The following is a 12,990-nucleotide window of genomic DNA, read 5'->3' as shown; positions in this document are numbered from 1 at the left end:
TCTCGCATGATGGAATAATTGCAAATAGAATACCGTGTCCGATAAAGTAGAAAAGGGATTCCAAACGTCAATAAGACGAACGGAATCTCTTTTTATCACTCAAGTGATTTAAGTGCTGCTTGTTCTGCATGAATGAGTGTGGTATCAAAGAGTGGAATATCGGTATCGGATTGCTGGATAAGAAGTCCGATTTCAGTACATCCCAGGATGATCCCCTGCGCCCCGTTTCGTGCGAGTTTATGAATAATGTCCAGATATGCAGCTTTGGACTTCTCAAAAATTTTTCCGAGACACAGTTCATCGTAAATGACGCGATTGACGACATCGACATCATCATCATTCGGAACGATGACCTCAACCCCCTGTTTGATCAAAATATTTTTATAGAAATCCTGCTGCATGGTATATTTCGTGCCGAGCAGGCCGACTTTTCGGATGCCTTGTTTCTTTAGCTGTACAGCGGTCATGTCCGCAATATGCAGGATTGGGATATGAATTCTCCTGCCGATTTCAGGCGCTACCTTGTGCATCGTATTGGTGCAGATTACGATATAATCCGCCCCCGCCCGTTCCAATGCTTGTGCGGCTTCAGACAAAACATCTGCGCTCTTATCCCATTCCCCGCTCGCTTGATATTTCTCAATTTCATCAAAATCGACGCTGTATAGAATACATTTTGCAGAGTGCAGACCACCCAGCTGATTTTTAATCGTTTCGTTGATGACCTGATAGTATGTCACCGTACTTTCCCAACTCATACCACCGATCAGCCCTATTGTTTTCATCATATCACCTCTGTCATTACGATAGCACCGCCCATCCGTCATAACAAGATAAAAATTGTAGGGAGGACAATTCACCCCGCTCTTCCTTTATTCTTCCTAAAGGATCAATGTCTCCGTCTGCGGCGGAATCGTATTTTCCTCCATCAGATCATGAACAATCCGTAGTCCGCGCGCCAGCTCCTCATTCGTTGGCGGCGAGCAGAGGGCGAGGCGAATAAAGGAATGCTCCGCCTCCCCGCCGACGGCAAAGTGATCCGACGAGAGGACACGCACACCGCGATGCTGTGCCTGTGCCTCGAAATTCGCCCCACCGCATCCCACAGGCAGTGGCATCCATTGGAAGAAGCTGCGTGGATTCCTCGTCTGTGCAGGGAAAATCCCTCGAAAGATGCGATTGCGCTCCTCAGACATCCGACATTTCTCCCTCATTATACGCTCTGCCGCGCCGCTGGCAATCAGCTCTGATACGATCTCCGCACTCAGCGGAGGGATCGCCATGCTAATGCTGCGCGCTGCTCTCCGAATGAGTTGCCTGAGATGCGCGGGAACAAGCATATATGCAACGCGCAGTCCGGGGCAGGTAAGTTTTGACAGGCTGTGCAGATAAACGGACTGCCGCGGGAGAAGCATGGTCATGGGCACAGCGTTCTCGCGTACCGTAAAGCCATAAGCATCGTCCTCAATCAAAAGCATATTGTGCTTACGCAGCACCGCTGCAATCTTCTTGCGCCGTTCCTCAGGCATGATGATGCCAGTCGGATTCGCGCAGGACGGCATAAGATAGACACCCTTGATGTTTATCTGCTGACGCTGCCGTGCGAGCGCATCCGGCAGCATCCCATCCCCATCTCCCTCGATGGGGATGAGGCGTATGTTCAACTGTTTTGCAAGGCCGATGAAATTCGCATACGTATATCCGTCCACCGCAATTCGATCTCCTGCATCAAACAGCGCAGTGAGTACGATTGCAAGTGCACTCTGCGTGCCAGAAGTAAGAAGGAGATTCGCCGGCTCTGCCGCGAGAGAAACCCGTGCAAGCCAGCTGCACGCAGTTCGCGCATGACGGTCCTCATCCTGCACACCACTAAGCGCGAAGAGCCGCGCTGCATCCTTGCCGCGCAGGATATCCCGTGCAGTATCCGCAAGAATCTCGTTGAACTCCTCGTATGGATGAATGCTGCCGAGTTCGATGATTGACTTTTCCGTTCCTCCCATCGTATCATGCAGCACGGCATTCGGCGAGACGAACGTCCCGCGCCCAATGACCGCATAGATCAACCCCTTGTCCGTGCAAAGACGAAAAGCGCGTGTCACCGTGCTCAGATTAAGGTCCAGAAAGTCGGCGAGTTCCCGCTGCGGCGGAAGTTTTGTATGCGGCAGCAGCCGTCCGCTGAGGATGTCGTATTCGAGCTGAGCAGCAAGTGCACGATAGAACGGAGGATGGAGCTCCGCGCGTGCGGGACACCACGTCATAGGATAATTATCGAACGAATTGATGGGCATAGGACATCTCCTACAACATTGTCATACATACAATTTTACTGTTGAAATCATACAATAGGCGGTCTAACATAATAATTGTATGTATTATATCACAGGAGAGATGATCATGGATAGGAAAAACAGCATTGCTTCAACGAGCGCAACGGTATCCGTCTCACTTTATATTCTGCCCTTTATCCTGGTCGGCTCGTTTCTGTCCATCTTCGACCAGTTCGTTATCAATGTCGCCGCCCCCGCCATCATTTCCTCATTACATCCGTCGGCTGCAGAATTCGAGGGCATTATGAGCGGTTATGCACTCGTCTACGGCGTAGGCCTGATTGTCGGCGGCCACCTCGGCGACCGTTTCGGACGGCGGCGTATCTACCGTCTCGGGCTTTTTCTTTTTGCCGCGACCTCAGCACTCTGCGGCGTTGCTCAGACGGCACAACAACTTGTTGTCGCACGTCTTCTGCAAGGGCTTTCGGGCGCGGTCATGGTGCCGCAGGTACTCGCTCTGATTCGTGTCTCATACGAAGAGAATGCACGTGTGCAGGCACTATCCGCATTCGGCGTGTCCATCGGACTCGGGCAGATCATGGGGCAGGTACTCGGCGGCTGGATTCCTGCATGGGATTTTCTTGGACTCGGTTGGCGCATGATTTTCCTTGTCAACATGCCGATCTGCCTGATCGCCGCCATTGGCTGCAGGTCGCTGCCACCGAATCCAAACGCTGCACACGAGACATACCAAAAGCATCTCGGAAATCCTCTTCGACTCTTTCGTTATCGTGGCTATATGGTCGGAATTCTTCTCAATGTATGCCTGTACGCCGCCATTGTGCCCTTCTTTGTCATTCTCGGCCTCTATCTGCAAAACATCTGTGAACTCTCGCCGCAGATGGCGGGACTTGTCTTTATGGCGGTCGGCACGGGATTCGTCCTCGCCTCCTCCGCAGGTCCTATGCTCATGCGGAGATACTCGCCGTCGCACGTGTTGATCTGTGGAACGCTCTGCACGGGCACGGGCATCCTCGCCGTGTTGCTCGGCACAATCACGGGACTGTCCACTGCAATTCCCTTTGTCCTCCTCGCGTTGTTTGTCCTCGGGATCGGCAACGGCACAGTGATTCCCATTTCGACAGGTATTGTTCTGCGCTATCTGCCGATGGCGGATGCGGGCGTTGGTGGTGCCGTCCTGACGACGGGTCAGCAGCTTGCAGGTGCGCTCGGAATTGTATTTGCAGGCGAGTTTCTCATGGGAGACGGCGCATCCCTTGCCTCGCCCGCCACCTATGTGGACGGCCTCACCCTTCAAGTGTGCGCCGCATCGGCTGCGCTCTGCTGCGCTGTTTGTCTCAGCCGTACCCCTGCCTCCACGCAAAATACGCAGAGATATATGTAACGTTCAACTCGAAAATCAACGTATTTTTGTCAATCTTACGGGCAACTTCAGCACGTTGAGATAACTGAAAAAGCCCGCCATCTCTTGGATAGCGGGCTTTTGTAACTTTCTATTCGGTTCTTGCTGCTTAACGCTTCGAGAACTGAGAGGCCTTGCGAGCTTTTTTGAGACCGTACTTGCGGCGCTCCTTCTCGCGCGGATCGCGCGTGACGAATCCAGCCTTTTTCAGCGCCGGGCGAAGCTCTCCATCGAGTTCCATCAGGGCGCGCGTGATGCCGTGACGAATCGCACCTGCCTGGCCCGAGGCGCCACCACCCTTGACGTTAGCAATGACATCGTACTTGTCCACCGTATCGGTGAGGTTCAACGGCTGACGAACGATGAGCTCAAGCGTCTTGAGACCGAAATACTCTTCCATATCGCGGCCGTTGATCGTGACCTTGCCGTCACCGGGAACCAAGCGAACGCGAGCGACCGAGGTCTTCCTGCGACCCGTGCCGTAATAGCTGACTAATGCCATGGATTAAAGCTCCTCCTTCCAGAAATCAACGGATGTCGAGCGCGAGCACTTCGGGCTTCTGCGCTGCGTGGGGGTGTTCCGAACCAGCATAGACATTGAGCTTGCGGTACATCTGTGCACCGAGGCGATTTTTCGGCAACATGCCGCGCACCGCTTTCTCAATGACCTTCTCCGGAGCTTTCTCCATAAGCTTTCCTGCCGCTGTGAACGTCGTGCCACCCGGATATCCGGAATGACGGAAATACATCTTATCCGTAAGTTTCTTGCCTGTAAAGACCGCCTTCTCCGCGTTGATCACAATGACGAAATCACCCGTATCAACATGCGGCGTGAAGGTCGGCTTGTTCTTGCCGCGAAGCACCTTGGCGACTTCCGCTGCCAAGCGACCTACCGTCTGGCCGGCAGCGTCGACAACATACCACTTGCGTTCGATATTCGCTGCATTCGCCATAAATGTCGTCTTCATGCGAATCCTCCCTCAACCTATTGTAATGCATTATTTTCATAGATGATGGCCCGCTGGCGCTCCGGGGCTAATGGATGCGCTTGCTACGACTCATACAGAGATATTCTATTCAAAAGGGCACAGCTTGTCAAGCATTTTTTCTTGCCGCTGCTCTGCTTGGCAGATTGCAAGTTTAATTGTCGCATCGTTCTGCCAAACTTTGGTAGCTTATGCAGCCGCAAACGACAAAGGCGCCTTCCCTCCAAACCCTTCAGGAATCACTGAATTTATCAAATTCCCTTAAATACCATCAAATTCAAAGGCGTTCTCATAATGGCGTACCGCATAAGATTCGTCCGTCGCGAGGATTTCTATGACATCAAATCGACAGGCTCTTTCCACAAACCCATGCTTCTGCATATACAAAAAGGCTGTACGAAAAATACGTCGCTGTTTCGTGCGTCCTACGGCCTGAGCCGGCGTGCCGAAGCGCGTCGGATGGCGTGTCTTGACCTCGATGAAGAGCAATGTCCCATCTTCCTCAGCAATGATGTCGATCTCACCCGTCTTCATGCGAAATTGCCGTTCTAATATGCGGCAGCCACGCTTTTCCAGATACAGCGCCGCCGCTTCCTCACCTCGGTCGCCAAGTCTCTTCGTTATCACCGCGGCAACTCTGGCTTCTGATGACGTTTGTCTATGCGATAGACATAGGCGAGAACCTCAGCAACTACACGGTAAAGTTCCGGCGGAATCTCTCGGTCGAGTTCCAAGGCCATCAGCATGTTGACGAGCGATTTATTCTGGTAGACAGGAATCGCGTTTTTCTGTGCCGCTGCGAGGATGTTTTCCGCGACGAAACCACGTCCTTTCGCCACGACTTTCGGAGCTTGCTGTCTTTCCGGCTCATAGCGCAAAGCCACAGCTCTTTGATTGGCAACGTCTCGCTCTTCCAGCGGCAAATCTTTATTTTCCATATTCGTGTCCATCATTCTTTACTACCCGCTATACTGACTTTGAGATCGGTCAGTTCCAACGCCATCGTACGAAATGATTCCTTGAACTCAGGAATATATGACTTGAACTCTTCCACGGCAGACGCCTCCGAGAAAAGCACGCGCATGTTGAGGCTCTTCGCGTCGTACACCTGGCAAGTCAGCTCTACGGCGCCAATATGGTCTGTAAGCACGCAGAGTCTGAGCCACGTTTCCTTGTGCATGCTCCCATCCTCGGGCGAATACTTCTCCTCGTTATAGACATTGGCATACGCGGGGAAACTCTGTTTTTCGCCTTCCCCCATATACAATGGCAACATGAAATTCAGTGACCGATGCACATTGCCCTTGCTGTCCGTCTGAAAAAGACTGCCGCCTTCCATAGAACGCTTCATCGAAGCGGCAAATTCCGCGATATCCTTACCCGCTCGCTTGAGCTGCTGCTCCTTCATGTCCTTCACCGCCGTCATATCGCAGAGCTGCATAAATGCCCAGAGACGCGGCAGATCGCCGAGATTCTTCTGCACGGCAGCCTGATTGACGGCAGCAGGAACATTATTCTGACTGAGGCGCAGGAGAAGCTGCAGCTGCTTCGCTTCCTTGTCCGGCAAGAGTTTTTGCCCGTTGTTGATAAAGTCGCGCAGCAAGGCAGCATCCTTCTCTGTAAGCGGCATATTCTTCAGCATGAATGACGCTGTCTCCTTCAGACTCTGCATGAGCTGAGGCGTATTCTGCATCACGGGCATCTGACGCGCAGAAGCTTTCGCCTCTCCCTGCGTATTGCTCGGTGAGTTAGTCGATGGACCAGCAGGATTCCGCCCCTGCAGCAGAGACTTTTCCTGCACTGTATTCTGTTTGGTGCCTTCCTGTCTTGTCGACTGCGGATTCACACTCTGTTCATCCTGACGCGATACCGCTGATTCCGTCGACTTTCCCTCTTGCTGCGCACCACGCAGCATTTGCTCACTCGACTGTCCTTTTCCCTCGGCAGCATTTCCCTGTCCGAGGGCTTTTTGCTGCTGTGCTCCGCTTTGCTCCTGAGGCGTCTTCGTCTGCCCCTTGCCCTCGGTAGTCTCTGCCTGCCCTGAAACCTTCTGCTGTTGTGTTGTTTCCGAAGCGCCATCCTCAGCGTCTGGCAACAAGTCAGGTTCCATTCCCTCGGCATTCTGCTGCACAATGGCGTCATTCCGTTGGGGCTGTTGCGTCGCCGCTTTTCTCAACGCCGCCTCCTTCCCAAGTATCGCTTCACCTTCCTTCTGCGCAGCGTTCGTCTCCTCATTGGCGGCTTCCGACATCTGCCTTGCCGCCTCTTGCCGCACTTCCTTCGCACCGCCTTCACTCATATCGCGCATCGGTGGATTCGCACTGGTCTCAGCATCCGCGTCGCCTTCGGGCATCGTCTGCCCCGACTCTTGCATGATCGGCGACACACTTTCCTCTCCGAGCCGCGGCATGAAATATTGCACAAGAGACTTCAGAAAGTCAAAAGAACTTGTCTCGCTCGCACCCTGCTGCGGCTGCGGCTGCGTCTGTGCCAAAACCGTCAATGCCTGCTGCAAGGCTGCCGGCAAATCCTCCAGCGCCTTAGCGTCAAGCAGTTGGAAGGACAGCTTATTCAAGAGGGCTGGCTCCAAGGAGTTTCCACCCTCCTGCGCCGTCAGAAGCGATTTCAGATTTCGCAGCAACGTCTGCATGCTCTCACTGAAATCGCTGACCTGCACGCCCTTTTCCGCGAGTGCACCCAGTTGTGTGAGCATGCGCGAAAGCGTGCCCAACTGCTCCAAGGAAAAACGCTGGCTCTCCGTCGTACTGCCCAATCCCTCTTCCAAGGTCGCACTTAACGAAAAAGCGCTTTCCATGACATTACGAATCACCTTCTGCAGGTGATCGGGCAGAACCTCCACCGAATCCTCCTGTCCTTGGGAAATCCTCCCGAGGACGGATGACAAATCCGCAATGGAATTTCGTATAGAGACATTCGTCTCCTTTGCAAAAGGGGAGGACGAAGTGCCGTCCCCTCGCCGCGTTACGGCATCTGTCGATCCTGTCGTCTGAGGCCGCTGTATTCGCTGCAAAGACCCCGCAGCATTGGCGGCATTTGCTTCCATTGCCATGAAACGAATCCTCCGTGTAATCTTCTAAGGAACACCTGCTAAAATGAAATCCATCCGTTTGATGCCGGCCTCATCAACGCGTCCTTGCCTCAAGGGTTCACCGCCATCGAAAGAACCGGCTCGAAGGATCTTCGATGAATGGGGCAAGGCCCATACTTCCGTAAAGCCGCCAAATGCTCCGCCGTCCCATAGCCCTTGTGCCTTTTGAAACCATACTGCGGATATTCCTCGTCATATTTCAGCATCAGGCGATCCCTCGTAACTTTGGCCGCGATCGATGCCGCCGCAATCGACGCCGACTTTGCATCCCCGTGGACAATGGGAGAAGACATCATAGAAAGCTTCAACGGCACGGCATCGAGCAAGACATGCTGCGGCTGCGGCCGCAAGGCGGAAACAGCTTCGTACATCCCCTGCTTCGTCGCTTGATAGATATTCTTTTCGTCGATGATTTTCTCTGAAATGCTCACGATTTCCACAGCGACAGCGCTTTCCATAATGGCAGAAAAAAGTTCCTCGCGCACGGCTGGAGATAATTTCTTCGAATCATTCAAATGCGGCAGAAAAAGACCCAGCGGCAAGATGACTGCGGCGACTACAACTGGTCCCGCCAAAGGGCCACGACCGGCTTCATCGACGCCTGCCACAAGCAGACAGCCCTTCTCACGTGCCAAAAATTCGTAATGGTACAGTGCTTCGACGCGGGCGCGCTCCTGCGCATCTCGCTCCCATCGACGCACCAATCGCTGCACACCTGTGCGGGAATCAGACAGACCCTGCCGCTGCAGCTCCTCAGTCCACTTCCCTGCGCGATAAAGGCACTCCAGTTCTCTTATCGTCATTTCTTCCCCATCCATTAACCGCCGTCCACTTCCTCCGATGGTTCCGTCGGGGGCACGTCCAAGCTGATCTTGCCAAACTTCCCCATGCGGAATTCCGTCAGAAGGATATGCTGCACCTTCTCGAAATCGATGCGTCCGCCCTTCAAAAGGCAGCCACGCTTGCGTCCAATCGCCTCCATCAGTTCCTCCGTAGTCTCTGGAAGCGCCTCCTTGAACTTGAAACGCTCCTGCAAACGTTCCGGATGATCGCGCCGCAAAGCCGCAAGGAGCAAGTGCGCCACATTCTCCAAATCGTAGATCTCATCGTTGACCGCGCCGGTAAACGCCAACTTAAGTCCAACCGCGCGGTCTTCAAACTTCGGCCAAAGAATCCCCGGAGTATCCAAGAGATCAACGTCCGCTCCGATGCGGATCCACTGCTTCGCGCGCGTGACGCCTGGCTTGTCCGCCGTCTTCGCCTTCGCCGCGCCTGCCAAGCGGTTGATCAGGGACGACTTTCCGACGTTCGGTATGCCAAGGATCATCACACGCGCCTTGCGTGCTGCAACACCTTTCGATACCAACCTTTCCGTACGATGTTTCGCAGCCTTCTCAATGAGCGCCAACAGTTCCCGCATGCCCTTCCCCGTCACAGAATCGAGCGCGACAGCCGGAAGCTTCTGTGCACGAAAATATTCCAGCCAACACTTCGTCATCTTCTCGTCCGCCAGATCCCTCTTGTTGAGCGCCACGACGCGCGGCTTGTCGCCGACGATCTCCCGCAGCATGGGATTCGCGCTCGCCGCTGGAATCCGCGCGTCAAGCAGTTCGACAACGACATCTACAAGCTTCAAATTCTCCTCCACCAGTTCCCGTGCTTTCTTCATGTGGCCCGGATACCATTGGATGATGGGTATATCTCTCGCTACATCATTTTTTATCATTATACATATTCCCTTCGACCCTTGATTTTACTAAGTTCTTGCATCATGTGCCTAGGTATAAAACAAAGAAATCACGATTTATCGCTATCCATGTCCGTATTTTGGAGTGCAGTCTAATTCGATTTGAGGCTTCTTCTTTACAGCAAATCTTTCCTGATAAGTTTCGTGAGAGTTTCCACGTGGCACGAGCTGATACCATAGCTTACATTGGCACATTCTGTTGATTTAATAGTTCTTGGGAACATATCACCCATGTTTTTATATCTTTGTCAGTTCTTGGGAACATATCACTTTTATTAGTATAACAACCCATATTATCCTAAAGCAGAACTGCACTTAACTGTTTTTTTAGAAGTGCTTTTCTATCCTCTATAAACTTTGGATAATTTTCATATGAATACTCCATATCTGGCAGATAATTCACAGTCCTATACTGAATCTTATCCGTATCTGTAGGATGTTGTTCGTTAAACCACTCATCAAAATCAGTAGCAAGCTTCTCTTCATTAAGCTGTGCAGCAAGAAGCTGAAGGTTACTTATATCATTAACCGTTGCAATGTACCAATCTAATTGTTCCTCAGGAACACCCTGCTTTCGGAGATAAGTTTTTGTAAATTTGCTCTTCGGATACATATGATCTTCATGGAATTTATTACTGAAATCTAGTGATGGATATAGCAACATGAGAGTTGAAAGTGTGTCACTCTTTCCATATTTAAGTTTCAAAAGGAACTCCTCAATATCTTCATCCGTAAACTGTATGGATTTATTTGTACCTTTAAACTTGTCGATGATACTGTCTAATGGAAACTCATTTGTTCCGTTTGCTTTTAGAATCTCACGAATTGGTCTAATCACATTATCTGGTTGTCCACTGAATGTCTTCTTTAACAGAGAACGTATAAGCCACTTCTTTATTTTATCTTTATTATTCTTGTTTGTCCCTGAATCAACAAAGTTATCCGGCATACCATTAATAAAAAGGTAATATGCAATTGGAATCAGCGCATTATTTGATGTTAGTGTTTCACCTGAATAACCAAATGATGAAACCAAAAGAACCGCCTGTTTAATAGCTTTCTTTATATTATCCCAATTGTTTTCAATTTTAATCATGTTTTGTTTGTTAAAATTGTCCACTTTAAAAGCAATATTCGTAAAATCACTAAGAACCAACGCCGTCTTCAGCACAAAATCTTTATTGATTTTAAATCCTGCTCCTACTGCATTTACATCATCAACAAACTCAATAATTTCTTCTCTCGCATCATGGTTTTCCCACTGTGCAGAAGCTATGGATAGAAGCAAGTCAGAGTAACTTAGAGGTGTCCCTCCACTGTTGACTCTTATAAATATATTTAGAACTTTATCGAGTTCTACCGTCTTCTCTCTATAATAACTAATCGTGCCAACCTTATTAATAATGTTATATAGCTTAGACAGAGCATTGATAGCGAATATTGTCTGTTCTTCAGTATACTTAAACTCCTTTGAAAAGCCTATATTTTTAGTAACAAACATCGCAACGTCACCATCTTGTTTCATATTAAGGATTTCACCGACTTCGAACCAGTATGTATTTTCATCATTTTGCACTTCTTTATTTGTAAGAAATTTAAACTCATACTCGTTACTACTGTCCGTAGAATTTGATAGTAAGTTTAAGTATAATTTCCTAGTTGGGTATGCCTCCTGATTTTTCTTTGCCATATATTTAAGTTTATAGGCATAGGTTCCCTTAAGCCCTATATAAATTGAGGTGAGACGTTGCTGTCCATCAAGAACAGCTGTCACGCCATCCAAACCTTTTAAATCGACTTTCTTATTATGTACACCTTTATACTCATGATAATTTCTAATAAATCCATAAAAGTCATAGTCGTTTACATGTTCCTTATTAATCTCCCAGAAAAGGAATGTCCCAATCGGATAGTCCCTCATAAGAGAATCAAACAAAGCTTCAATCTGCTCGGTATCCCAAACATATTCACGCTGAATAGAAGGTAAAACATATTTATTTGCAGTAATGTCCTTCATTACCTCAGCTATTGTTAATGGTGTCTCATATGCCATAATATTATCCTCCTTAGCATTCCTTCCTCTTCACATAGGTTAGCTCAATATCATAACCTAGCTTTTCCATCATCTGTACAAAGGTTTTATTAACAACCCCATCTTTTTTCTTAATGATCTGGTTAACATACTGGCTAGTAGTGCCAATCTCTTCTGCAAGCTGCACCTGCGTCTTTCCGGCTTCAATGCATTTCACTTTTACATCCACTTCAATATTATTCTTTACCATAGAATTCACCTTCCAATAGGATATACAAAATTATCCTTAAAGGGCATCATACTTATCTTGACCAAGTTCTCCATTTTCAAGCTGTACTTTTGCCTGCTTATCTGCCTCTTTTAAGGCATTTAACTTTTCACTGGTTTCAGAAATTTCCTTTTGCAGTAGCTGTTGTTTCTGAGCAAGTAGTTTAGCATTGGAAGGATCAAGTTCTAATAGCCGATTCACATCACGAAGCTGTGACTGCGTATTTTTTATTGTAGAATTTACTCCTTTTAAGGCTTTATCAAGGCCGGTAGTATCTCCACCAATTTCAACGGTAATTCCTTTTATTCTGTTAGCCACTTACATCCCTCCTTTCCTAAAAATGAGCATGAAAAAGACATCTACTTTTTTGTAAATGTCTTAGTTATATATTTTATTCAATCGACAAGCTGGTATTTCACTATTTATGGTACTCTTCAATTTTATTTCTATATTCATTTAGAAGTTCCCTAGAATATATTTTTTTGCTCTTTGAATCTCTGACTTCTTTCCAAAGGATAGCTGCCACTTTTAACTTATCGAAATAATTTTCGCTAAATTTATCCAAAAAAAAGTCTTTTAGGAACTGATTCCATTGACAAGCTGAATTATCGTACTTAGCATATTCTGATTCTCCATAATATACTTTCAGCATATCTTGAATTTTAAAATTTAAATCATTTTCTGATTTTACTTTTCTCCATGCCGTTGCCATATCAGCATTAAACTTAAATGGACTAACACCCGTTACAGCTGAAAAATACTCTCGAAATTTTTTATTAAAAGAAAAACTACACTCAAGTAATGGTGTACTTAACGTTACAACTTCCGTTTGATTTTTGTTTACAAATCTCTGAGACTTCTCTATTCTATTCCCATTAAAATATTGTTCTATAATATGATTCAGTTCTTGCTTTGTACTTCTATATTCTAATCCAAGAGACTTGCAAATTTTTGAAAGTTCTTCTCGATACCAATAGTATCTGCTAAATTCCTCAAATGATTTTATGTCTCTGAAATTGGGTCTAAGCTCCTTCAAGTGATCACCTCACCAAATTCAATTTTATTTTTATCTATTATCCTATTATTCTATTATACCAAAATTTCTCAAAGCCTTAAATTAAAACTTATCAAACTCAGCTTGACCTGCCACCTTACTAT

Annotated in this window: 14 protein-coding genes; 1 reads left to right on the top strand and 13 read right to left on the bottom strand. The window is 48.3% G+C overall.

Going from position 1 to position 12,990, the window contains the following annotated elements; all coding sequences use genetic code 11:
• Window positions 1-95: 95 nt before the first annotated feature.
• Both QZ177_RS08520 and QZ177_RS08515 read right to left on the bottom strand, forming a co-directional pair.
• Complete coding sequence (locus tag QZ177_RS08520) at window positions 96-785, bottom strand: aspartate/glutamate racemase family protein (RefSeq protein WP_366461890.1); 690 nt, start codon at window positions 783-785, stop codon at window positions 96-98.
• Window positions 786-881: 96 nt separating this feature from the next.
• Complete coding sequence (locus QZ177_RS08515; protein WP_294176793.1) at window positions 882-2,288, bottom strand: PLP-dependent aminotransferase family protein; 1,407 nt, start codon at window positions 2,286-2,288, stop codon at window positions 882-884.
• Between the two features lie 106 nt (window positions 2,289-2,394).
• On the opposite strand from QZ177_RS08515, the gene QZ177_RS08510 reads away from it, so the two are divergent.
• Window positions 2,395-3,672, top strand: coding sequence for an MFS transporter (locus QZ177_RS08510; RefSeq protein WP_009646399.1), 1,278 nt, complete (start codon window positions 2,395-2,397; stop codon window positions 3,670-3,672).
• Window positions 3,673-3,799: 127 nt separating this feature from the next.
• Here QZ177_RS08510 and rpsI read toward each other — a convergent pair whose 3' ends face one another.
• From rpsI to QZ177_RS08455, 11 genes are all read right to left on the bottom strand, one after another.
• A complete protein-coding gene (rpsI, locus tag QZ177_RS08505) occupies window positions 3,800-4,192 on the bottom strand; it encodes a 30S ribosomal protein S9 (RefSeq protein ID WP_006192988.1) in 393 nt (130 codons plus the stop codon).
• A gap of 25 nt (window positions 4,193-4,217) precedes the next feature.
• The gene (gene rplM / locus QZ177_RS08500) at window positions 4,218-4,658 is read right to left on the bottom strand and encodes a 50S ribosomal protein L13 (RefSeq protein ID WP_009646432.1); all 441 of its coding nucleotides are present in this window, start codon (window positions 4,656-4,658) and stop codon (window positions 4,218-4,220) included.
• 279 nt (window positions 4,659-4,937) lie between these two features.
• A complete protein-coding gene (locus tag QZ177_RS08495) occupies window positions 4,938-5,303 on the bottom strand; it encodes a YraN family protein (RefSeq protein WP_294176792.1) in 366 nt (121 codons plus the stop codon).
• Window positions 5,300-5,614 carry an EscU/YscU/HrcU family type III secretion system export apparatus switch protein gene (locus QZ177_RS08490; protein ID WP_232208251.1) on the bottom strand — a complete coding sequence of 105 codons (315 nt, stop codon included), beginning with the start codon at window positions 5,612-5,614 and terminating at the stop codon, window positions 5,300-5,302. The genes QZ177_RS08495 and QZ177_RS08490 overlap by 4 nt, the downstream gene beginning before the upstream one ends.
• Window positions 5,615-5,625: 11 nt before the next feature.
• Window positions 5,626-7,746: a hypothetical protein gene (locus tag QZ177_RS08485; protein ID WP_294176791.1), complete on the bottom strand. Its 2,121-nt coding sequence runs from the start codon at window positions 7,744-7,746 to the stop codon at window positions 5,626-5,628.
• 89 nt (window positions 7,747-7,835) lie between these two features.
• A complete protein-coding gene (locus QZ177_RS08480; RefSeq protein WP_294176790.1) occupies window positions 7,836-8,588 on the bottom strand; it encodes a ribonuclease HII in 753 nt (250 codons plus the stop codon).
• 14 nt (window positions 8,589-8,602) lie between these two features.
• A complete protein-coding gene (gene ylqF / locus QZ177_RS08475) occupies window positions 8,603-9,511 on the bottom strand; it encodes a ribosome biogenesis GTPase YlqF (protein WP_037370314.1) in 909 nt (302 codons plus the stop codon).
• A gap of 319 nt (window positions 9,512-9,830) precedes the next feature.
• Window positions 9,831-11,585 carry a DUF262 domain-containing protein gene (locus QZ177_RS08470; RefSeq protein WP_009646410.1) on the bottom strand — a complete coding sequence of 585 codons (1,755 nt, stop codon included), beginning with the start codon at window positions 11,583-11,585 and terminating at the stop codon, window positions 9,831-9,833.
• A gap of 13 nt (window positions 11,586-11,598) precedes the next feature.
• The gene (locus tag QZ177_RS08465; RefSeq protein ID WP_009646506.1) at window positions 11,599-11,814 is read right to left on the bottom strand and encodes a helix-turn-helix transcriptional regulator; all 216 of its coding nucleotides are present in this window, start codon (window positions 11,812-11,814) and stop codon (window positions 11,599-11,601) included.
• A 36-nt stretch (window positions 11,815-11,850) separates the two neighbouring features.
• Complete coding sequence (locus QZ177_RS08460) at window positions 11,851-12,150, bottom strand: hypothetical protein (protein WP_294176789.1); 300 nt, start codon at window positions 12,148-12,150, stop codon at window positions 11,851-11,853.
• A gap of 100 nt (window positions 12,151-12,250) precedes the next feature.
• Window positions 12,251-12,868, bottom strand: a complete 618-nt coding sequence (locus QZ177_RS08455) for an SAP domain-containing protein (RefSeq protein ID WP_009646355.1) — start codon at window positions 12,866-12,868, stop codon at window positions 12,251-12,253.
• Between the last annotated feature and the right edge of the window lie 122 nt (window positions 12,869-12,990).

Source organism: uncultured Selenomonas sp. (assembly GCA_905372355.1).
Lineage (GTDB): Bacteria > Bacillota > Negativicutes > Selenomonadales > Selenomonadaceae > Selenomonas.
This window is presented reverse-complemented; position numbering and strand designations above follow the sequence as displayed.